This is a genomic window from Nocardia sp. NPDC003726 (genome assembly GCF_053586955.1).
This window is the reverse complement of the sequence record NZ_JBSFNF010000002.1, coordinates 287,307-309,680: the sequence shown is the minus strand read 5'-3', so window position 1 is coordinate 309,680 and position 22,374 is coordinate 287,307. Positions and strand designations below refer to the sequence as shown.

Here is a 22,374-nt window from a genome sequence, read left to right as displayed (position 1 = left end):
ATCGCCCGGAGGTCAGTACGGATACCGCCGTTCGACGGCGTCCTTGGCCTCTTTGAGCCCGCACCCGGTGAGTTCGCGATACCGCTTGATCGCGTGAATCTTCTTGCCCTGCGCGAGAAGAGCATCGATTTCGGCCATGCCGTCGCCGTGCGGGACGGACGGCACGGCGCGCGGCGCGGCCGAAGCAGGAGCCTCGATGCCCAGATGGCGCATGATCAGATCGAGCTTGGCGTGCAGGGCATCGACCTCGCGCTCCAAGCGCCGGTTGGCGAACATGCCCCGATGGTAACGACCGGGATCACGTCACGCCGCGTCGAGCACGGCGTCGGCGAGATTCGACACGGTCTCGAAGCGCGCCAAGTCCCCGGCCAGCTGCAGCAGCCGGTCCACGCACCGGGGCCCGGTGACCAGGCGCATCCTGCGGCCGGTCTCGGCCAGCATGGACCGTGCGTCGACCAGGACGTGCAACCCGGCGACCCCGAAGAAGGTGACCTTCGACAGATCGACCACCACCAGCGGCGCCGCCGTGCCCAGCGAGCCGATCAGCCTGCGGCGAAACACTTCGGCGGTGTAATGATCGACTTCGCCGGCCAGCGCGCACAGCGTGACGGAATCGCTCGGCACGGTGACGGAGATCTTGAGCCGCTCGGCAGGGTGATCGGCATTGCGAGCAGCGGTGAGAACGTACGAGGGATTGGCCAAGCCTGCCGACATGAGGACCTCGGTCCAGTCGCCCGCGAGCGATCTCGGGAACCGGATTCGCTCGCGGGAATGATGCGCCCCGGCGCGGAACGCCGGAACTAGGCTGTTTGTTCAACCCTCACGAAGGAGTACCCACTACGACGGGGCGCCACACCCCGAATTACGCCGACTTCTCCCGGCGCTCCGGGCGCTGCGCCTTGCGCGGCACGATGGTGGGCAGGACGTTGTCGTTGACCGTGTCCGCGTTGACGACCACCTTGGCGACATCGTCGCGGCTGGGGATGTCGTACATCGCCGGCTGCAGGACTTCCTCCATGATCGCCCGCAGGCCACGCGCGCCGGTGCCGCGCAGAATCGCCTGATCGGCGACCGCCTCCAGCGCGTCGTCGGTGAACTCGAGATCGACACCGTCCATCTCGAACAGCCGCACGTACTGCTTGACCAGCGCGTTCTTCGGCTCGGAGAGGATCTTGACCAGCGATTCCTTGTCCAGGTTGGTCACCGAGGCGACCACGGGCAGACGACCGATGAACTCGGGGATCAGGCCGAACTTGATCAGGTCCTCGGGCATGACGTCGGCGAAGTGATCGGTGGTGTCGATCTCGGCCTTGGAGCGCACCTCGGCGCCGAAACCGATGCCGCGGTGGCCGGTGCGATCGGAGATGATCTTCTCCAGACCCGCGAAGGCGCCCGCCACGATGAACAGGACGTTCGTGGTGTCGATCTGGATGAACTCCTGGTGCGGGTGCTTGCGCCCGCCCTGCGGCGGCACGCTCGCCTGGGTACCCTCCAGGATCTTCAGCAGGGCCTGCTGCACGCCCTCACCGGACACGTCCCTGGTGATCGACGGGTTCTCGCTCTTGCGGGCGATCTTGTCGACCTCGTCGATGTAGATGATGCCGGTCTCGGCGCGCTTGACGTCGTAGTCGGCGGCCTGGATCAGCTTCAGCAGAATGTTCTCGACGTCCTCGCCGACGTACCCGGCCTCGGTCAGCGCGGTGGCGTCGGCGATGGCGAACGGGACGTTCAGCATCTTCGCCAGCGTCTGGGCCAGATAGGTCTTGCCGCAGCCGGTGGGACCGAGCATCAGGATGTTGGACTTGGCCAGCTCGACGGTCTCGCCGCGGCTGTCGCGCCCCTTGTCGCCGGCCTGGATGCGCTTGTAGTGGTTGTAGACGGCCACCGCGAGAGTGCGCTTGGCGGTGTCCTGGCCGATGACGTAGTTCTCCAGGAACTCCCGGATCTCGGCGGGCTTGGGCAGCTCATCGAGCTTCACCTCGCTGGATTCGGCGAGTTCCTCCTCGATGATCTCGTTGCAGAGATCGATGCACTCGTCGCAGATGTACACCCCTGGTCCCGCAATGAGCTTCTTGACCTGCTTCTGGCTCTTTCCGCAGAACGAGCACTTCAGCAGATCGCCGCCATCTCCGATGCGCGCCATCTCGTGGGTCCCTACTTCCTTGTCCGCGTGCAACCGTCCGTCCAGGTTGCCAGCTGTCCACCACTTTCGCAGCCGCAAACGCATCGGCTGATTTCGTGGCCGGTGGGGCAGTGCCGTCAACCGGGAGCAAAGGTCCCTAGGTTGACCGTACCCGGTGTTCGGGATGGAGGTCGACAACTCGCGCATGTTTCTCGCGCGGGTTGTGCGAGTCGTCACGACGCCGAAAGGCGAAGCGTCCGCCGCGGCGGCAGTCGACACCTCCGCACCGCCCGCGGCGCCGCGCCGCCGGTTCGAACGAATTCTCGAACCCGCGGCCACGCGTGGGCGGTCCGGCCGGGCGGTATGCCCCATTGCGCACTTCCCGGCCGGAATTCCCTGTCACAAAGCAATTCAGAGCGGATCGCCGCCGGGATCGGCAATTCGCCCCGCCGTCCCGGACCGGCCGGAACGGCGATTCGCGCCTTATTTCTGCGCGCTGAGCTTCCGGTAGTCGAAGACCGTGTCGATGATCCCGTACTCCTTGGCCTCCTCGGCCGTGAGGATCTTGTCGCGGTCGGTGTCCTTGCGGATGGTGTCGGCGTCCTTGCCGGTGTGCCGCGCGAGCGTGGTCTCCATCAGGCGGCGCATGCGCTCGATCTCGGCGGCCTGGATCTCCAGATCCGACACCTGACCCTGGATGCCGCCCTCCAGCGAGGGCTGGTGGATCAGCACGCGGGCGTTGGGCAGGCAGGCCCGCTTGCCCGGCGTACCGGCGGCCAGCAGCACGGCGGCGGCCGATGCGGCCTGGCCCAGGCAGACGGTGGCGACGTCGGCGCGCACGTACTGCATGGTGTCGTAGATGGCCATCAGCGAGGTGAACGAGCCACCGGGCGAGTTGATGTACATGGTGATGTCGCGGTCGGGGTCCAGCGACTCCAGCACCAGCAGCTGCGCCATGATGTCGTTCGCCGAGGCGTCGTCCACCTGCACGCCGAGGAAGATGATGCGCTCCTCGAACAGCTTGTTGTACGGGTTGGACTCCTTGACGCCGAAGCTCGAGTGCTCGATGAACGACGGCAGGATGTAGCGCGCCTGCGGGCTCTGCGGTGCCATGCCGGACAGGCCGGCGCGCGGGTCGATCGAATTGGCCATCTTCGTCTCCAAAGTCGGTGCGGCGGCCGGACGTTCGAGGTGTCCGGGGGCCTGTGGGTGATCCGGTGCGTTACTTCTTGGCGCCGTTGGCCTGATTCGCGTGGCTGATCACGTGGTCGATGAAGCCGTATTCCAGGGCTTCGGCCGCGGTGAACCAGCGGTCGCGGTCGGCGTCGGCGGTGACCTGCTCGACCGACTTGCCGGTGTGCAGCGCCTGCAGCTCGTTCAGCTCCCGCTTCGTGTGCGCGAACTGCTCGGCCATGATCGCGATGTCGGCCGCCGAGCCGCCGATCCCCGCGGAGGGCTGGTGCATCATGATCCGCGCGTGCGGCAGCGCGTAGCGCTTGCCCTTGGTGCCCGCGGTGAGCAGGAACTGCCCCATGGACGCGGCGAGGCCCATGCCGTAGGTGGCGATGTCGCACTCGGCGAACTGCATCGTGTCGTAGATGGCCATGCCGGCGGTCACCGATCCGCCCGGCGAGTTGATGTAGAGCGAGATGTCCCTGGTGGGATCCTCCGCCGAGAGCAGCAGGATCTGCGCGCACAGCTTGTTCGCGATGTCGTCGTCGACCTGCGTGCCGAGGAAGATGATGCGCTCACGCAGCAGGCGCTCGTACACCGAATCACTGAGGTTGAGACCAGCAGTCGCGGTTGTCATGACCCCTGCCTGGTTGATTGTCACGGATACCTGCCTTCTCTCGCCGGCTCGTTGCGGATTGCCACATAGCCATCACTGGTTGGATACGCCGCACCCGGTCGGACATGGCCATCCAACTTGCCGTCACAAACATTAACGAAGCAGGGCGGCACCGAACTCCCGGTACCGCCCTTTCTTCGCTCACAGCGCAATCAGCGCACCTCGCGGGCGTCGATCACGCCGACATTCCATGGATTTACTCGGCGTCCGCCGCGGCCGTCTCCTCGGCCGCGTCCTCGTCCGCGGAATCGGCGGGCGCGCCGAACATTTCGGCGGTGTCCACCGGGTTGCCCGCGGAGTCGGTGACGGTCACCTGGCCGACCACGCCCGCCAGCGCCTTGCCGCGCCGCACGTCCGCGAAGATCGCGCCGAGCTGGCCCGCCTGCTGCACCTGCTGGATGAACTGCTCCGGCGACAGGCCGTAGCGCTGGGACTGGAACAGGATCCGCTCGGTGAGCTCCTCCTGGCCGACCTGGGTGCCCTCCGCCTCGGCGATCGCGTCCAGCAGCAGCTGGGTCTTGACCGACTTCTCGGCGGCCTGCTTGGTGTCGGCGTCGAACTCCTCGCGGGTGCTGCCCTGCGCCGCGAGCGCCTCGGCGAACTTGGCCTCGTCGTGGTCGAAGCCGTGCACCGCGTCGTGGGTCACCGCGTCGATCTCGGCCTGCACCACGGCGTCGGGCAGCGGCACCTCGACCTGCTCGAGCAGGGTGTCGAGCACCTTGTCACGGATCTCGCCTGCCTGCTGCACCTTCTTGACCCGCTCGACGCGGCTGCGCAGATCGGCCTTCAGCTCCTCCAGCGTGTCGAATTCGCTGGCCAGCTGGGCGAACTCGTCGTCGGCCTCGGGCAGCTCCCGCTCCTTGACGGTCTGCACGGTCACGGTGATGACCGCGTCCTTGCCCGCGTGCTCGCCGGCGACGAGCTTCGAGGTGAACTCCTTCGACTCGCCCGCCGACAATCCGACCAGCGCCTCGTCCAGGCCCTCGATGAGCTGACCGGAGCCGACCTCGTGGGACAGGCCGGTCGTGGCGGCCTCGGCCACCTCCTCGCCGTCCACGGTCGCCGACAGGTCGATGGAGACGAAGTCACCGTTCTGCACCGGACGCTCGACCCCGGTCAGGGTGCCGAAGCGCTGGCGCAGCGACTGCAACTGCTCCTCGATGTCCTCGTCGCCGACGGTGAACGCGTCGACGGTGACCGCGATGCTCGAGTAGTCCGGCAGCGTGATCTCCGGACGCACGTCGACCTCGGCGGTGAAGGCCAGCTCCTGGCCGTCCTCGATCTTGGTGATCTCGATCTCGGGCTGACCGATGACCTTCACCTCGGAGGTGGTGACGGCCTCGCTGTAGCGACCCGGCAGCGCGTCGTTGACGACCTGCTCCAGGATCGCGCCACGGCCGAGACGGGCCTCGAGCAGCTTCGCGGGCGCCTTACCGGGACGGAAGCCGGGGATGCGGACCTGCTTGGCCAGTGCCTTGTACGCGCGGTCGAAATCCGGCTTCAGCTCCTCGAAGGGCACCTCGACATTGATCCGGACCCGGGTCGGGCTCAGCTGCTCGACGGTGCTCTTCACGGACATGCTCCTTGTTCGTTGTTCGTACTGGTTGACGTTCGTTCTGCGGCGCCACGCCCGCGGCGTTCCCGGTTCGGAACGGCGGGCGAAGCGGCCCTACGCCGGCTGCCGCGCTCCCCCACCGGCGCCGATCCGAACCGGAGTCCCGGCCTCGGCCGAGACGACGAGGGGGTGCGGCGTACGCCACGCATCCCGACCAGGTTAGTTGACCGGCCCGGCGGGGCTGCACCCGGCGGTGCCCGTGGCGGCGCGTGAGCGGGCGGGCTACTTCCCCACCGAGACGGCGTCGGTCACGAAGACCAGCGTCTCGTACGGGGCGATGCCGCGTCCGCCCGCGCCGTAGCCCAGCTCAGGCGGCACGATCAGCAACCGGCGCGCGCCTTCCTTCACACCGACCAGCCCCTGGTCCCAGCCGTCGATGACCTGGCCCGCGCCGAGGGTGAGCTGGAACGGCTTGCCGCGATCGAACGAGCTGTCCAGCGTCTTCTTGTCCGACCAGGTGACCAGCGCGTAGTTCATGGTCAGCTGCTGACCGGGCGCGGCGGCGGGCCCGCTGCCTTCCTTCAGATCCTTGACGATCAGTTGCTTCGGCGGGTCGCAGTTGTCGGGCAGGGTGATCTTCGGCGCGGCGCCGAAATCGCCGCTGACCCCGAGATCGTCGGCCGTGCACTCCCTGCCCTTGCTCTGCGTGGCGGGGCGCTGCGCGGAAGGCCCTGCCGCCACGGTGGTCCTCGTCGTGGAGACGGCCGTGGCGGACTCGTCGTCCGAGCCGCAGGCCGCCAGCGCGACGGTGGTCGCGGCGAGGACGCCGATCCCGATGATCCGTCCGAGAATGTGCATGCCGCGGACCCTAGACCACGAGCGGCCGCGGGGCTGGACGGACTTCACGCGACACGCGCGGGCCGCCCCGCGGAGCCCGCTGCGGCTAGGCTTGGCGGTGAATTCTCCATCCGGCGTTGTCGATTCCGGTCGGCAACCGTTGCAGGACCGGGACGGCGGCCGGTCGCCGTCGCCCCCGATGCCAAGAGCGTGAGGAGAGTCGGCCCATGACCCACATGGCGAGTGCGGGTGGCGATACTTCGGCGGACAACGTCGGCAGCACCGGCGGCCGGACCGTCGCACCGCGTCCCTATCGGCTGGCGGACGTGCCGGGACCGCTGGCGCGCGAGGAGCTGGCGGCGATCGACGCGTGGTGGCGGGCCGCGAACTATCTCGCGGTCGGCCAGATCTACCTGACGGCGAATCCGCTGCTGCGCGAACCGCTGCGCGCCGAGCACGTCAAACCCAGGCTGCTCGGGCACTTCGGCACGGTGCCCGGCCTGAACCTCGTCTGGGTGCACGCCAATCGCGCGATCCGCAGGCGCGACCTGAACGCCGTCTTCGTCGCCGGTCCCGGGCACGGTGGTCCCGGCCCGAACGCGTGCGGCTGGCTGGAAGGCACGTACTCCGAGCTCTACAGCCACATTCCGCAGGACGCCGCGGGCATGGGCGCGCTGTTCCGCCAGTTCTCCTTCCCGGGCGGGGTGCCGAGCCACTGCGCACCGGAGACGCCCGGCTCCTTCCACGAGGGCGGCGAGCTCGGCTATTCGCTGCTGCACGCGTTCGGCGCCGCCCTGGACAATCCCGATCTCACCGTGTTCTGCGTGGTCGGCGACGGCGAGGCGGAAACGGGTCCGCTGGCCACCAGCTGGCATGCGAACAAGTTCCTCAATCCGGCCCGCGACGGCGCGGTGCTGCCGATCCTGGCGCTGAACGAGTACAAGATCGCCAATCCCACCATCCTGGCCCGCATCCCGGAAACGGAGCTGCTGACGCTGCTGCGCGGCTACGGCTACGAGCCCGTCGTCGTCGCCGGTGACGATCCCGCCGCCGTGCACCAGGCGATGGCCGCGGCGGTGGACGAGAGCATGGACCGCATCGGACGGATCCAGCGCGCCGCGCGCGACGGCACGGACGGGACGCGCCCGAACTGGCCGATGATCGTGCTGCGCACGCCCAAGGGCTGGACCTGTCCCCCGGTGGTGGACGGCGACCAGGTGGCGGGAACCTTCCGCGCGCACCAGGTGCCGCTGCCGGGGGCGCGCTCGGACGAGGGGCACCGCGCGGTGCTGGAACAGTGGCTGCGGTCCTACCGTCCGGAGGAACTGTTCGACGAGGACGGCAAGCCGGTACCGGAGCTGACCGCTCAGGTACCCGTCGGCGATCGGCGGATGAGCGCCAATCCGGTCGCCAACGGCGGCATGCTGCTGCGCGACCTGCGCCTGCCGGACTGGCGCGACTTCGGCGTCGAGGTCGGCAGGCCCGGCGCGACCTCGCACGAGGCGACCAAGGTGCTCGGCGGCTGGCTGCGCGAGGTCACCCGGCGCAATCCGGACAACTTCCTCACCTTCGCGCCGGACGAACTGGCCAGCAACCGCCTGCAGGACATCCTCGAGGTCACCGGCCGCAACTGGCAGGCGGAGATCGACCCGCGCGACCAGAAACTCGACCGCGCGGGCCGGGTGATCGAGGTGCTGTCCGAGCACATGTGCCAGGGGTTGCTCGAGGGGTATCTGCTCACCGGCAGGCACGGGGTGTTCACCTGTTACGAGGCGTTCATCCACATCGTGGACGCCATGTTCAACCAGCACGCCAAATGGCTCGACGCCAGTTCGGCGGTGCCGTGGCGGCGTCCGATCCCCAGCCTGAACTACCTGCTGTCCTCGCACGTGTGGCGCCAGGACCACAACGGCTTCACCCACCAGGACCCCGGCTTCCTGGACGTCGTGCTGAACAAGAAGGCCTCGATCGTGCGGGTGTATCTGCCGCCGGACGCGAACACACTGCTGTCCACCTACGACCACTGCCTGCGCTCGCGCCACTACGTGAACGTCGTGGTCGCGGGCAAGCAGCCGCAGGCCGACTGGCTGTCGGTGACCGAAGCCGCCGAACACTGCGCGCGCGGGATCGGCATCTGGCCGTGGGCCTGCCACGGCGACGAGGTGGGCACCACACCGGACGTGGTGCTCGCCTGCGCGGGCGACATACCGACGCTGGAGACCCTCGCCGCGGCGGCGATCCTGCGGGCACGCCTGCCCGAGCTGCGCGTCCGGGTGGTGAACGTGGTCGACCTGATGCGGCTGCAACCGCGCGAGGAACATCCGCACGGCCTGCCCGACTGCGAGTTCGACACCCTGTTCACCCGGGACCGGCCGGTGATCTTCGCCTTCCACGGCTATCCGTGGCTGATCCACCGGCTGACCTATCGGCGCGCCAACCACGACGGACTGCACGTCCGTGGTTACCGGGAGCGGGGCACCACCACCACGCCGTTCGACATGGTGATGCTCAACGATCTGGACCGCTACCACTTGGTGATGGACGTCATCGATCGGGTGCCGAGCCTGCGCGAGCGGGCCGCGGGCTTGCGCCAGGAGATGGCCGACGCGCGGTGGACGGCCCGCGCGTGGACCAGGGAACACGGCGAGGACATCCCCGAGGTCGCCGACTGGAGCTGGCCCTACGAGCGCGCCTGAACCGTACGACGGACTTCCGTCCCGGCCGGTGCGGGTTCCGGCCCGGCAGAAGTACGATCGACCGTATGGAAAGTGTCCCGCGAACCGCCGAAATCACCGACAAACGCCTGCTGCGCGGCGCCAGGACCCGCGCCACGGTGCTGCGACACGCGGTCGACATCGCCTCGCTCGACGGATTGGACGGCCTCAGCTTCGGCAGGCTGGCCGAGGACACCGGGCTGAGCAAGGCCGGGATCCAGACCCTGTTCCGCACCAAGGAGGCATTGCAGCTGGCCGCCGTCGACCACGCGCGCGACCGGTTCGTGGAAGCGGTCGTCGAACCTGCCCGGTCCGCGCCGCACGGCGTCGCTCGCCTGCGCGCCTTGGTGGAGCACTGGATGGTCTACGCCACGACGCCGCTGTTCCCTGGCGGATGCTTCCGCGTCGCGACCATGGCCGAGCACGACAGCAAGCCGGGGCCGGTGCGCGACGCCCTGTTCCGCGACCAGCGAGCGTGGGTGCGGCTGCTGGCGCGGGAACTGCGCGCCGCGGCGTCCGCCGGTGAGATCGCCGAGCTGGACGCCGATCTGGCCGCGTTCCAGATCGACGCGGTGCTCTGCGCGACGAACACCGCCCTGCGGATCGGCGATCCGGACGCCGCCGACCGCGCACGCCGCATCGTCGAAAGCTTCTTGCGCACACCCTGACCACGCCCGATACGTCTTCGGTATGACTCGGGCCGAATTGTGAGAGATTTCAGGACATTAGAAAATCGCGGACAGAGACCGTCGCCACCTTGTATCTTGCGGACAACGCGTTTCGCGCGTTTCCGTAGCAACTCCCCCATCCGTCGCCGTTGCCGGAGGGCGCGCAGAAGGGCGGTTCTCATGAACCACACAGCCGAAGCGACCGGGTTGGACATCCTAGGTGCGATCTTGATGGTGGCGTGGATGGTCGTCATGTGGGCGGCCGTCGGCGTGCTCGCCGTCGCGATACGTAAACCGCTGCGACCGTGGATGTTCCGTACCGCGCTCGGGGTCGTCGCGCTGGGCGTCATCGCCCAGATCGGTCACTTCCAGGAGCACGTGGCACAGGTCGGATACTGGGTCCAGCACCCCAACGCACCGTCGTGGATGACCCCGTGGGGCACCGGCTTGGCCAACGGATTCGGCCAGGTGAACCACATGAAACCGGCGCTGGGCATGGAAATCCTGCACCTGGTCGGCAATTTCCACTTCCTCGCCGGACTGGTCGGCGTCGCACTGGTCACCCATCACGCCGTGGAGAGCAAGGCACGCAAGTGGGGCCGCATGGGCGTGCTGATGCAGGGCATCCACGGGCTCGAACATCTCGCGCTCACGCTGACGGTGGCGTTCGGCACCAAGGCGATCGGGTTGTCGACCTTCTTCGGCCTGCTCGATCCGGGCGCGGGCGCGTCCACCTACCGCATCTGGTGGCACTTCCTGGCCAACGTGATCGGCACGAGCATCTTCGCCATGGCGCTGTACTACCTGTGGCGGGAGCGCGCCGTGATCGAGGCGCCGTTCCGCGACCCCGCCGCCGCCAAGCCGAGCCGCGCGCCCGCGGCGGCCGCGGGCGCGGCGGCTCCGGCGTACGCGGCGGTCACCGAAGCCTGATTCAGCGGCCCCATAAGGGCGTCTGCCATCACGGCAGGCGCCCTTTTTCGCGTCGCGACCTAATTACCCTCTCGCCGGGCGGTGCGGCCGGTCTCGGACGACGAATGCCCACCGAAGTCCAGCCTCGTCGGTAGCAAACCGCAGTCCGCTCGACGAGGTTGCGCGGACGTCGATTCCGACCACCCCAGCGCGCGTCGACAACGCATATGTACGCGGATTCCGGCCCGGAAATGCGGCACCCCTGGGGGAGGTCGCGCAGCCCCTCGGGTTCAAGACGCTTGGCGTCGCCGCTGGTCGCGGTGCCGGGCCGCGCGGAAAACGTGGCAACTCTTCCCATGCTCGAGAAAGCACTCGACAAGGGATCGACCCGTCGATTAATGTGACGTTATCCAACGGCACGATGGATAGGGACCCGCCGATCGGACCCCACCGGACCGATCCCCGAGCCCGAGGTGGCGAGATGAACGGACGCGAACGATGACCGGCATCACGCCGCACCAGCGACGGACACAGACCTGGCTCGTCCGCCCGCTGATCGTGAGCGCGATAGCGGCAACGCCGGAAACCCCGGCGCAAGCCGATGCGCTGGCCGGGCCCGACGCGATCGTCGCGGCACCGCGCCCCGCAGACCCGGGCCGCCACGGATACGACAGGCCGGGCTCCTCCCATCCCGACAACCGGGACCGAGCCGACCGGCACCGGCCCGCGGACGAGCCGTCCGCGACGGATGCCGCCCCGATCCCTTCCCCGCCCCCACCTCGCGCGGCAACCACGACCATCGACGTTCGCCGCACCGCCGCCGCTCGAACCGTGTCGCCGCGCACGGCTCGAATCCCGAACGGAGACTTACGATGACCGCCACCACCCATTCCGCCGCACGGCGACTGCTCGCCTGTACCGCGATCGTCGGCATGCTCACCGCCGCCGCCGCCGGCATCGCAGGCGCCGAGTCGCACTCGGGCCCGTCGGACCCGCGCAACGGCACCGGCGACACCAACGGCTGGCACCACATCGATCCGATGGGCTACAACCACAGCGACAACGACCCGCTGCGCGCGGAGGAGCACGACGACGCCATCCGCGACTATCACCAGCGCCAGAGCCGTCCCGCCCCGGCCGACACCACCACGGGCGACTCGTCGGCCAGCCCCAGCTGGTCGCGCGTCGCCCGCCCGGACGGCAGCGGCTACACCGTCTGCCGTCCGCAGGCCCGCTGGTGCCAGTGAGCGCCGGACCGGCTGCACCCACGAACCTTCCGTGACGTCCACTCGGTCCGATCGTACCGCTATCTAGCGGCACACTACTTGAAGTATCACCCATCCCGGAAATCCACTCCGGCCGGGATAGCGCACGAAAGAGAAACACCCATGTTCAAGATCAACGGGCTTCGCCGGACGACCGCGTGTGACGACAAGCGCGGCACGGCACGGACGCTCACCCTGCTGGCGGCGGCAGCGGTGGCGGCGGGCGGCCTGAGCCTCGGCGCGGGCACCGCCGAGGCTCAGGGCGCTGCCTGCCTCTGGGCCGGGGGCGCCTACGGCCAGGGCACCACGGTCGTCGCGGGTGGCTGGACCTTCAGCTGCGGCACCGACGCGGTCGGCGCGCCCTACTGGCATCGCGGCAACGCCGTGCGGCAGGGCAGCACCGTGCCGAACCCGGGCGCCTACACCCACCCTGCGGGCCTGTTCAGCCCCGGCGCCCGCCAGTACGGCACGGAATACAACGACTACTGCGTCGGAAGCCAGCTCATCGAGGGCTCCGAGGACGTCTACCAGGTGGTCTCGGACGGCCGCGGCTCCGTGTGGTGGAAGGCCGCCGGATCGATCGACCAGTGGACCTTCGATCCCGGCACCGGCCCGCAGCATTCCTGGCGGTCGTCGAGCCTGTGCTACGACGGCTCGCTGACCTGACCCGGCCCATCCACCGGCACGCCCGTGACCGCCGCGGTCACGGGCGTGTTCGCGTGCGCGCCGGCCTCCGCTGCGATTCCAGCCGGATCCGCTCCTCGAGGTGATCCGGCACATGCCAGCTGATGTCGGCCCTCGTGGCCGCCATCAGCTTCCTGCGCACGGTCGCCACCTGGGCATCGACCGTCCGGATCGAACTGCCCCTGCGCGCGGCGATGGCGCTGTTGGCCCAGCCCGCGGCGGCCAGCACGGCGACCTCGCGTTCGGCGGGCGTCAGCTCGTCCCAGCGCGAGGCCGTCGACCTGGCCTGCGGCCGCCGCGCGGGCAGCAGGCGGTCGGCGGGCAGCCTGCCAAGCAGCAGCAATTGCAGTTCGTCGCGTTCGGGACGCAGGCGCGCGCCGCGCTGGACCGCCGCCTCGTGCGCCTCCGCGCCGATGACCGCGGTGACCGCCGCGACGGCCTGAGCGGTGCCCCTGGCCACCAGGGTCACCCGATCCGCGACGATGCCCATGGAACGGTGCAGCGTGGCGATCCCGCCTTGCAGATGGGCGATCTCGGTGGCGGCGGCGATCGCCTCGGCGCTGTCGGTGTCCCCCGCCTCGATCCGGGCGGACAGCAGGTAGGTCAGCGCCATCATGATGAAATGCGCGACCCAGCCCGCCGTCCAGGTGTCGCCCGTGATCAGCAGGCGTTCCAGAATGGACTTCCCCAGCGTGACCGCCTCCCGCGCGTCCCCGTGCCGGGAGACCGCGATCATCCAGGCCAGCTCGGCCCACGAGGTCGCCCAGCCCGCGTCGGAGGCCACGGCCCGGTCCAGATGCCTGCGCGCGGCCGCGAGCGCGACGTCCGCCTCACCCAAGTTCGCGTAGGTGAGCGCTTCGAACAATTCGCTGCGCTGCTCGCCGGCCCGGTCGCCGAGCACGGCGAATTTCCGCCGCGCCCTGGCCAGCACGTCCACCGCGCGGATGTCGAGGTGGATCAGCAGCAGCTCGAGCCCCCAGGTGAACTCCACCGCGGCGGGCAGGCCGGCATCGGTGGCGGTCGTCTCACGCCAGCGACGCCGCAGTCGCGCGTCCGGCAGGCACTCCGCGGCGCATTCGTCCAGTAGTTGCGCGGTGTAGGCGTGTCTGCCCTGCCAGATGGCGATCCAGCCCACCAGTGCGGTCGCGTTGATCCGCAGCCGGGTCGGCGGCGGCTCGACCTGCGCGGTGACTTCCAGCGCCTGTTCGGTGAGGCTGGTGATGGCGCGGTTGGACCCGGTGATGAACGGCACGCGCAACGCCATCAGCGTCGCGGCGGTCTCCAACCCGACCACGGCCTCTTCCGGATCGGCCAGACTGGTCTCGATGGCGATGAGGATGTTGTCCCAGGCCGCGCGGGCCCAGTCGATCCACTCCTGTTCCCTCGGGCCGTACCAGAAGGAGGGGCCCGAGGCGACGCGGTCGCGATAGTGCCGCCGGTGCCGGGCGAGCAGCCGCGCCTCGTCGAGGTGGTCGCCGCGGGCGGACAGCCGGTCGCGCACGAACACCCGGACGCTTTCCAGCAGGTAGTAGCGCACCGTGGACGCGGTGATGCGGGCCGACAGCAGCGAGCGCTCGACCAGGCGCTCCAGCAGCCCGCCGATCCGCTCCGCGGGCAGCGCCGCGTCCGCGCACACCGCCACGATCGCGTCCACCTCGGCCCCGCCGCACGGCGTCTCGTCGTCCTCGGCGTCGCAACCGGTGGCGAACACCGACAAGCGGTCCAGCAGCAACTGCTCTTGCGCGGTGCACAGACCGTAGGACCAGGCGATCACGTCGCGCACACTGCGGTGCCGTTCGCCGACGCCGCCCCTGGCGCCGTGCGTCCACTGCAGGCGGCGATCGTCGGTGTCGCCGGACAACTCGCGCAGCACGATCGCGGGTGGCCGGTGCAGCAGCCGCGCCGCGGCCAGGCGGATGAACAGCGGGTTGTTGTCGACGTGCCCGCAGATGCGGGTGGCGATGTCGAGCTGGCCGGGATCCTCGGGAATCGGCCGTCCGGTGCGCTCGGCTCGCCGCCGGAACAGTTCGAGGGCGTGCGCGCTCGACAACGGGGGCACGGTCACCAGTTGCTCGTCGATCCAGCCGATCGGCTCCCTGCTGGTCGCGACGATGGTCAGGCCGGGGGCCGCCTGCAGCAGCCCGATGACGAGCGGGCCGACGCCCGCCAGCACGTGTTCGCAGTTGTCCAGCACCAGGATGGTCCGGTGCGCCTCGCCCTCGACGAAGCCGTCGGCGAAGATCTCCACCAAGCCGTCCCAGGCGGAGCGGCCCGCGATGCCGTTCTTCGCGACCGACAGCAGCACTTCCTCGGCGACCGCCCCGGTCTCCGCGCCGGGCACGAGCCGGGCCAGCCTGGTCCAGTACACCGGGTGCCGGGCCGCGCCGCGATAGCGCCGCACGGCTTCGACCGCCAGCGTCGTCTTCCCGATTCCGCCGGGCCCGACCAAAGTGATCAACCGGGCGCTCGACGAGCTGAGCAGGGCTTCTATCCGCCGCAGTTCGGCGTGTCTGCCCACGAACTCACCGGGCGCGGCGGGGCCGTTGTCGCCACCGCTGTTCACCTCCGACATGCCGACGCACCTACCGATCCGGGACTCCACCGCTCGAGCAGCCTAATGGTTGCGACCGGTCCTTTTCCTGTGACCGCGCCTGGGCCGACGCTCGGCTTCGTACCTGACCCGATCGGCCAGCTCGTCGGGTATGTGGGCCGCGATGTCGGCGCGCGAGGCGATCATCAGCTTCTGCCGGATGGTGGCGACCTGCGCGTCGACCGTACGGATGGAGCTGCGCCGGTGCCCGGCGATGGCGCTGTTGGGCCAGCCCGCGGCGGCGAAGACGGCGACATCGCGTTCGGCGTCGGACAGATCGTCCCAGCGCGAAGCGGGCCGCCGCGACACCGGTCTGGAGGCGGCCGGGCGATCCGGCCGCCTGGCGGGCGCGACCGCGTCCGCGGTGGGGCACCACAGCGCGTCCAGTTCGGGACGCAACCGCGTTCTGCGCTCGGCGGCGGCGTAGGCCCGGTCGCCGAGCACCGCGCGGGCGACCTCCGCCGCGCCGCGGATCTCGGCGGCGATCAGCGGTACCCGTTCGACGGAGATGCCCATCGAACGCTGCCGCGTCTTGAAACTGCCCACCAGATAGGCGATCTCCGTCGCGGTGTCGGCGCACGCGGCCCGATCGCGGCCCTCGGCGCGCTCCGCGACGAGCACCTGGGCCAGCGCGACGATGTGCGCGCCGACCGCCCAGCTAGCCGTCCAGGTGTCCGGCTCGCCGCGGTAGCGGGTGAGCACGCCGTGCGTCAGTGTCAGCGCCTCCGCGGCGGACCCGTGCTTGGCCAGCGCCACCGCGCGCGCGATCTCGGCCCAGGCGCGCGACAGCGTCGATCCGGAGGACGCCGACCGCGCGAGGAACCGCTCGGTGTGCTCCAGCGCCTGCCGCCGGTCGCCGACGAGGGCGGCGCAGAAGACCACGAACACGTCGCTGCGCTCGGCGCCGATGCGATCGCCCTGTTCGGCGAACTTGCGGCGGGCCCGGGTGAGGACGGCGATCGCGCGCGGGTCGCCGCGCACGAGCATCAGTTCCAGTCCCCACATCCACTCGACCGGCGCGGGCAGACCGAAATCCGTGTCGGTGTAGCGCGGGCCCGCGCCGGGCGGCAGGGCCGCGCGGTCGGCGAGTAGTCGCGGGATGTGATCGGTCCGCCCTTGCCACAGCGCGATCCAGCCGAGCAGCGCGGTGGCCAGGTCGGCGAGCCCGGAGGGGCCGAGGCCGCACCCGCGGGTGGCCTCCAGCGCGCGTTCGGTCAACCGGGTCAGCACGCCTGCGCCGGATTTGACGTACGGCACCTTCATCGACAACAGCACGGTGGCGGTCTCCAGCGCGACCACGGCTTCGGCCGGGTCCGCCAAGCCGGACTCGATGCCGAGCACGATGTCGTTCCAAGCCGATCGCGCCCAGGCCAGCCAGGCTTGATCCTGCGGGCCGAGCCACATGGCCTGCCCGGCGACCACCTTGTCCCGGAAATACCGGCGATGCCGTGCGGCGAGGCGGTCGAGCTCGGCGCGGCCCCGACGGCACAGCCGCTCACGGGCGAACACCCGGACGCTTCCCACCAGATACCAGCTGACCGTGGTCGCGGTGAGGTGCGCGGACAACAGCGACCGTTCGGTGAGCCGCTCCAGCAGCTGTTCGATCGCACCGGCCAGCAGATCCTCGTCGGCGCACACCGCGATCGCCGCGTCCAGTTCGATGCCGCCGCGCAGCGACTCGTCATCGGTCTCGTACCCGGCGGCGAAGACCGACAGCCGCTCCAGTAGCAACTGCTCGGCGGGGCCGCACAGCGCGAACGACCACGCGATCACGTCGTAGACGCCGCGGTGGCGCCGTTCGGCGCCCGCCCGTGCCCCGTGGGTCCAGTGCAACCGTTTGTCGTCCGCGTCGCCGGTGAGTTCGTGCAGCACCATGAGCGGCGGCTGATGCCGCAGGCGCGCCGCGGCCAGGCGGATGAACAGCGGATTGTGGTCGACCCTGCGGCAGATCCGCGCGGCGACGGCCGTCGCCTCGCGCTCGTCCGGGATCGCCCGCCCGATGAGTTCGGCCCGCTGCCGGAACAATTCGAGCGACTGCCGCGGCGACAGCGGCGGCACGGGCAGGATGTACTCGTCGGCCCAGCCGATCGGTTCGCGGCTGGTGGCCACGACGGTCAGTCCCGGTGTGGCTTCCAGCAACTCGGTGATCATCGCCGCGACCGCGCCGAGCAGGTGTTCGCAGTTGTCCAGTACCAGGATGGCGCGCTCGGCGGAGCGGTCAGCGCTGGTGAAGGTGCGCACCAGCGCGGACCGGGTCGGCGGCGCACCGAGGTCGGCGCGCACGGCCGACTGCATGACGTCTTGGGCGGTGGCGGTGCTGCCGGCCTCCAACCCGGCCAGCCGCGCCCAGTACACCGGCCTGCCGCGGGCGCGGACGCCGCGGCGCAGCGCCTCCGCCGCCAAGCGCGTCTTGCCGATCCCGCCCGGCCCGACCAGGGTGATCAGGCGCGCGCCGCCGTCCAGCAACGCGCCGAGCCGGTCCAATTCCGTTTCCCGGCCGACGAATTCACTGGTGGATGCAGGCAGCACGCCGCCACGTGCCTGAACCAGGGACATAAAACGAAAGTTAGCCGACGACGCGGCAACGCGCTCGACAATCAGAGGTTACGTCCGAGGTCCGGTCGGCCGCTCACGCGGGCGCGGAGGCGGTGCGCGCTTCCCGCGCCGGTTCCTACCTGGCCGACGCCGTCTGCTGGTAGTGCATCTGGACCACCGCGCTGTCGAAGGTCATCACGTCCACCAGCTGCAATCCCGACACCACCGCGGGCGTCGGGAACAGCGGGATCCCGCCGCCGAGCAGGATGGGGTGCACGAACAACCGGTACTCGTCGATCAGGTCGTGCTTCATGAACTCCGACGCCGTCTCCGCGCCGCCGAACAGGACCATGTCGCACCCCGGCCGCGCGCGCAACGCCGTGACCTCCTCGACGAGGTCGCCGCCGACCACGCGGGTGTTCCAGTTCGCCCGCGACATGGTGCGGGAGAACACCAGTTTCGGCGTCTCTTTCCAGCACCGCGCGAAATCCACGTAGAACTCCGAGATCGCCGGATCCACGTCGGCCGTCGGCCAGAACGACGCCATGATCTCGTAGGTCTTGCGGCCGTAGAGGAACAGGTCCGCCGAGCGCAATTCGTCCAGGAACGATTCGCACAGTTCCTCGTCCACCACCGGCCAGTGGACTTCCTGATCCGGCCCTTCCGCGAAGCCGTCGAGCGACATCTGCATCCACAGTGTCACGCTTCCCATGTGCCCACACCCATCTGCTGCCCTTGTGCGACAGAGAGATTGTCGGGCGAAGCGACACTTCGGCGCATCGGTAGGTTGCCCGCAGACATACCTAAGTAGGGGAACTCAGGCGGCTCGGCGCCGCGATCGCGCGCCGGATGACCCCAATATACCGTTGATCAACGGCACGTTACCGCTACGTATCGCCAATGCTGGGAATCTGAAACGGAAATACTTCGATCGGTGCGGCCGCGCGGGAGGATCAAGCGTCCGGCAGCGTCTCGGCCAGCTCCGCGTCCTGGTCGAGATACCTTGCGACGAGCCGGTTCACGAGTTCGGCCGTGGTCTCCGCCGGGACCGCCCTTGTCGCCGCCAGCCGCTGCGCGAGTTCGTCGACCTGCGCGGGGCCGCGTTCGGAGTCCTGGAACGACGCCCACGCGGTGCGACGGAACAGATCCACGTAGCGCCGGGCGATCCGCTCGGCGTCGGCGCGCAGCTTCTCCAGTTCGCCGAGGACCTCCTCGGCCGGGATGCCCGCGGCCGTCATCTGGTCGAGGCTGTGCGCCAGGCGGCGGTCGGCGATCCGGTAGGTCGCCGCGTCGACGGGTTCGTACAGACCCGCGGCCACGACCCGGGCCAGACCGTTGGGCACGTCGCGATAGCGCTCGGCCAACTCGGTCGCCGCGATCGTGTCGGCGGCGTCGACGACGGGCGCCTCGGTGGAGCCGGGCTCGCCGACACCGAGGATGTCCCCCAGGTCGTCACCACGGTCCCAGGCGTTGAGCAATTCCTTGATGCCGTTGAGCTTGATCCCACGATCGAGCAACCTGCTGATGGTGCGCACCCGGTTGAGGTGGTCGGCGCCGTAGAACCCGGTACGCCCCTTGACCTGCGGGGGCGGCAGCACACCGCGTTCGTGGTAAACGCGCAGGCTGCGCACGGTCGTACCGGCCTCACGCGCCAGCTCGTCGATCGTGTATTCCACACCCGCAGTCATACCTCAAGGAAACCACATCGCAACACGTGACGACCGCCGGTGCGCGGCCATTGCCGGGGCGACCGACCGGTCTCTAGCGACGTTTCAGCAAACACCACTGCGTGCGGCGGATCGCCCCGCCGCGGGCGCGCCGGCCGCCCCTTCTTCCCGCCGCTGGAAATCCGTCCGGCGCCCGGTCGCGCCGCTGCGACCTATCCTTCCGGCATGGGTGATTCCGCGGGCCCTCCGGCCAGTCTCGCCGACCGCGAGCGCGCGATGCGCGAGCTGACCCACCACCTGGGCACGGGCCGGCTGTCGCTGGCCGAGTTCGACGAACTCAGCGCGGCCGTCTCGGCCGCGACCAGCAAGACTCAGCTGGCCGAACTGTTCGCCGACCTGCCGGGCAGCACACCGCCACCGGCCGAGGTCACGCCGGTCAACCCGCTGCCACGTCTGGCCGTGCTGGCCGGGGCGACGGTGGTCTTCTCGGTGGCGCTCGCGGTGACCACGGGCACCTGGCTGTGGCTGCTGCTGATCCTGGCCGCGCCAGCTCTTTTCATGCTCACCGCGCGCACCACCTGAGACCGGTCACCACCTGGACTTCGGCCGCACGTAGTTGGCCAGGTCGACCAGGCGATAGCGGTGCAGCCGGTGCGGCGCGATCCTGGCCAGCGCCCGCAGGCTCGTCTCCAGTCCGCGTTGCAGACCCAGCGTGGTGAACGGGAAACCGAGCAGGGTCGCGTCGGGGGTGGCGGATTGCCCGCCCGCGCGCACCCATTCCAGCGCCGCTCCCACCACGATCACTTGCAGTTGCAGCGCCCGCGGTTCGTCGGGCGCGGCGTCCAGCCGCGCGGCCGCCTCCAGCAGATCGGCCTCGGTGGTCTCCGGGATCGGTTGCGAGACCAGCAGCAGACAGCCGGTCATGCGCGCCACGCTCTGATACCGCGACGCCTCAGGCACCTGATCGAGCACCTCGACGGCCTCCAGCAGATCGCCGTCGGCGGCGAGCCTGCGGGCCAGGCCGAACGCCGCGCTCACCACGCCGTGATTGGTCCGCCACACCGTGCGGTAGTACTCCTCGGCGAGCCGATGCCAGCGGTCGTCCGCGGCATCCCCGAGGTGCTGGAGGGTGAGTTCGGCGGTGGCCGCCAGCGCCAGCGCGGGGGCGATCTCACCGGGCAGCATGCCGTGCACCAGGTCGAAGTACTCGTAGGCGCGCTCGTACTGCCCGTCCAGCAGGGCGGCGACGGCCGAGTACCACTCGATGCGCCAGTCCGTGCCGTAGTCGGGCCGCAGATCGGCGAGCCGGTCGCAGGCGGGCACCACCTCGCCCAGGTCGAGGTGCGCGCGCACCGCGGTGAGCGTGCCCTCCAGTTCGAACGTCTCCGGCTCCGGGATGGTCCCGGAGACGATGCGGTCGGCGGTGCGGCGCAGCGCGTCCAGCGCATGCCTCGGATCACCGTGCAGCAGCGTGGACAGCAGATCGGCGCTGGGGTCCTCGCTGTCGATCAGCGGCACCGGCAGGGCGGCGACGACGCTGGGCGCGTCCAGCGCGGGCAGGCGATGCCGTCCGTCGGTCATGCCGTCGGTCTGGCCGATCAACGTCTCGATGCCGAAATCGCCGCGCATCGCGCCGAATTCCAACGACGCCTGCGGATGCTCCTTGCCGGTGTCGTAGGCGAGCACCATGCGCAGCACGCCGGCGAGCTGGCCGTACATCGCGTAGGCGGTCGGGAAGCGGCGGCGCGGATCGGGGTCGGTCGCGCGGCACAGCAGCCGGTACAACGCCGGATAGTCCCGCAGCAGCGGCTGGTCCTCCGGGGAGGGGATGCCTGGCAGCTGGTGTCCCTCGGGGTTCTTGGGCATGTCCAGCACCAGCGCGGCCAGTGTCCGCCCCACGGTGTAGATGTCCGAGGCGACCGTCGGGCCGGTCTCGGTGATCTCCGGCGCCTGATAGCCCGGAGTGCCGTAGATGCTGCCGTAGGACTCCATCGCGGCCACCGCGCCGAGGTCGATCAGCTTGACCTCGTCCTCGCTGACCATGATGTTGTCGGGCTTGAGATCGTTGTAGGCCAACCCGAACGAGTGCAGGTAGTCCAGCGCGGGCAGGATCTCCATCATGAAGGCGATCGCCTCGGAGGCCGGGATGCGTTCGGGCGCACGCAGATCCAGCATCTTCTTCAGCGAGCGCCCGCCCACGTACTCCATGACGATGTAGCCGTCGGCCACGTCGCGCCCGGAGCGGTGCTTGACGAAGTTGTGGATCTTGACGATGCCGGGATAGGCCACCTCGGAGAGGAATTGGCGCTCGGCCAGGGCGACCACGTGCGCCTCGAAGTCGAGCGGGTTCTGCAACCCCTTCAGCACCACCCAGCGGTCGCTCACGTTTCGATCGATCGCCAGGTAGATCCAACCGAGTCCGCCGTGGGCCAGGCAGCCCTGGACCTCGTACTGGTCGGCGACCATCTCCCCCGGCTGGAGCAAGGGCCGGAAGTTGAACGGCGAAGCGCATCTGCCGCACTCGCCTTCGACCGCCCCCGGCTTCCCTTCGGCGGTGCGGCCCACCGGCTGCTGACATTTCCAGCAGAACCGTTTGTGCTCGGGCACTTCCGGGTTCTGCATCACCGCGGTGCGCGGATCGAGCGGACTCACCTTGGGCATGGACACCAGACCGCCGCCCAATCTGCGCCCGCTCGGCCGCGAGCGCCCGCTGCGCCCGGAACCCGGGTCGGACTCGAGTGCGCCGAGCAGCAGCTCGGCGGTCCCGATGGTGTGCTCACCGCCGTCCTCCCGGCCGTCCGGCTCGACGGCGCTGGGAACGGAGTCGACGGCCAGGGCACGTGGTGGCGCGACGTACTGGGGTGTCGACCACGGATTGGGTAGCCGGGGGGGCACTTCGGTCTTGAGCAGATGCCGAGTCGCCCACGGGTGCGAAGTTCGCCGGGGCACGTCGGTACCGCGCATGCGCCGATTCGCCCA

Annotated in this window: 18 protein-coding genes; 6 read left to right on the top strand and 12 right to left on the bottom strand. The window is 69.7% G+C overall.

The window, feature by feature from the left end; translation table 11 throughout:
* Positions 1-12: 12 nt before the first annotated feature.
* The 7 genes from ACWDMM_RS03880 to ACWDMM_RS03850 form a co-directional block, all read right to left on the bottom strand.
* Positions 13-276 (bottom strand): ribosomal protein L7/L12, encoded by a 264-nt coding sequence (locus tag ACWDMM_RS03880; RefSeq protein WP_195077533.1) that lies wholly within the window; start codon positions 274-276, stop codon positions 13-15.
* Between the two features lie 27 nt (positions 277-303).
* Positions 304-714: an STAS domain-containing protein gene (locus tag ACWDMM_RS03875; protein ID WP_195077532.1), complete on the bottom strand. Its 411-nt coding sequence runs from the start codon at positions 712-714 to the stop codon at positions 304-306.
* A gap of 148 nt (positions 715-862) precedes the next feature.
* Positions 863-2,143 (bottom strand): ATP-dependent Clp protease ATP-binding subunit ClpX, encoded by a 1,281-nt coding sequence (clpX, locus tag ACWDMM_RS03870; protein WP_067802795.1) that lies wholly within the window; start codon positions 2,141-2,143, stop codon positions 863-865.
* 462 nt (positions 2,144-2,605) lie between these two features.
* On the bottom strand, positions 2,606-3,274 hold the full coding sequence (locus tag ACWDMM_RS03865; protein WP_039796610.1) for an ATP-dependent Clp protease proteolytic subunit: 669 nt from the start codon (positions 3,272-3,274) through the stop codon (positions 2,606-2,608).
* Positions 3,275-3,344: 70 nt separating this feature from the next.
* Positions 3,345-3,932 carry an ATP-dependent Clp protease proteolytic subunit gene (locus tag ACWDMM_RS03860; RefSeq protein WP_067802392.1) on the bottom strand — a complete coding sequence of 196 codons (588 nt, stop codon included), beginning with the start codon at positions 3,930-3,932 and terminating at the stop codon, positions 3,345-3,347.
* Positions 3,933-4,167: 235 nt separating this feature from the next.
* Positions 4,168-5,544 carry a trigger factor gene (gene tig / locus ACWDMM_RS03855; protein WP_195077531.1) on the bottom strand — a complete coding sequence of 459 codons (1,377 nt, stop codon included), beginning with the start codon at positions 5,542-5,544 and terminating at the stop codon, positions 4,168-4,170.
* Positions 5,545-5,808: 264 nt separating this feature from the next.
* Complete coding sequence (locus ACWDMM_RS03850; protein WP_195077530.1) at positions 5,809-6,384, bottom strand: FKBP-type peptidyl-prolyl cis-trans isomerase; 576 nt, start codon at positions 6,382-6,384, stop codon at positions 5,809-5,811.
* Between the two features lie 206 nt (positions 6,385-6,590).
* Between ACWDMM_RS03850 and ACWDMM_RS03845 the strand changes: the two genes are divergently transcribed.
* The 5 genes from ACWDMM_RS03845 to ACWDMM_RS03825 all read left to right on the top strand — a co-directional run bounded on the left by ACWDMM_RS03845 (position 6,591) and on the right by ACWDMM_RS03825 (position 12,585).
* Positions 6,591-9,059, top strand: coding sequence for a phosphoketolase family protein (locus tag ACWDMM_RS03845; RefSeq protein WP_449935815.1), 2,469 nt, complete (start codon positions 6,591-6,593; stop codon positions 9,057-9,059).
* 65 nt (positions 9,060-9,124) lie between these two features.
* Positions 9,125-9,745 (top strand): TetR/AcrR family transcriptional regulator, encoded by a 621-nt coding sequence (locus ACWDMM_RS03840; protein ID WP_195077528.1) that lies wholly within the window; start codon positions 9,125-9,127, stop codon positions 9,743-9,745.
* Positions 9,746-9,925: 180 nt separating this feature from the next.
* Positions 9,926-10,675 carry a DUF6008 family protein gene (locus tag ACWDMM_RS03835; RefSeq protein ID WP_449935812.1) on the top strand — a complete coding sequence of 250 codons (750 nt, stop codon included), beginning with the start codon at positions 9,926-9,928 and terminating at the stop codon, positions 10,673-10,675.
* An 851-nt stretch (positions 10,676-11,526) separates the two neighbouring features.
* On the top strand, positions 11,527-11,901 hold the full coding sequence (locus ACWDMM_RS03830) for a hypothetical protein (protein WP_195077526.1): 375 nt from the start codon (positions 11,527-11,529) through the stop codon (positions 11,899-11,901).
* A 141-nt stretch (positions 11,902-12,042) separates the two neighbouring features.
* The gene (locus tag ACWDMM_RS03825; RefSeq protein ID WP_195077525.1) at positions 12,043-12,585 is read left to right on the top strand and encodes a hypothetical protein; all 543 of its coding nucleotides are present in this window, start codon (positions 12,043-12,045) and stop codon (positions 12,583-12,585) included.
* Positions 12,586-12,622: 37 nt separating this feature from the next.
* Here ACWDMM_RS03825 and ACWDMM_RS03820 read toward each other — a convergent pair whose 3' ends face one another.
* The 4 genes from ACWDMM_RS03820 to ACWDMM_RS03805 all read right to left on the bottom strand — a co-directional run bounded on the left by ACWDMM_RS03820 (position 12,623) and on the right by ACWDMM_RS03805 (position 19,416).
* Positions 12,623-15,175, bottom strand: coding sequence for an ATP-binding protein (locus ACWDMM_RS03820; RefSeq protein ID WP_449935807.1), 2,553 nt, complete (start codon positions 15,173-15,175; stop codon positions 12,623-12,625).
* Between the two features lie 42 nt (positions 15,176-15,217).
* On the bottom strand, positions 15,218-17,749 hold the full coding sequence (locus ACWDMM_RS03815) for an ATP-binding protein (RefSeq protein WP_449935805.1): 2,532 nt from the start codon (positions 17,747-17,749) through the stop codon (positions 15,218-15,220).
* A 115-nt stretch (positions 17,750-17,864) separates the two neighbouring features.
* A complete protein-coding gene (locus ACWDMM_RS03810) occupies positions 17,865-18,440 on the bottom strand; it encodes a dihydrofolate reductase family protein (protein ID WP_323123922.1) in 576 nt (191 codons plus the stop codon).
* A 241-nt stretch (positions 18,441-18,681) separates the two neighbouring features.
* Positions 18,682-19,416 (bottom strand): MerR family transcriptional regulator, encoded by a 735-nt coding sequence (locus tag ACWDMM_RS03805; protein ID WP_067802421.1) that lies wholly within the window; start codon positions 19,414-19,416, stop codon positions 18,682-18,684.
* A gap of 204 nt (positions 19,417-19,620) precedes the next feature.
* Here ACWDMM_RS03805 and ACWDMM_RS03800 point away from each other — a divergent pair, with 204 nt between their 5' ends.
* Entirely contained in the window at positions 19,621-19,977 is a 357-nt protein-coding gene (locus tag ACWDMM_RS03800; protein WP_195077522.1) for a DUF1707 SHOCT-like domain-containing protein, read from the top strand.
* A 6-nt stretch (positions 19,978-19,983) separates the two neighbouring features.
* Here ACWDMM_RS03800 and ACWDMM_RS03795 read toward each other — a convergent pair whose 3' ends face one another.
* The gene (locus tag ACWDMM_RS03795) at positions 19,984-22,359 is read right to left on the bottom strand and encodes a serine/threonine-protein kinase (RefSeq protein ID WP_323123923.1); all 2,376 of its coding nucleotides are present in this window, start codon (positions 22,357-22,359) and stop codon (positions 19,984-19,986) included.
* Positions 22,360-22,374: the final 15 nt, after the last annotated feature.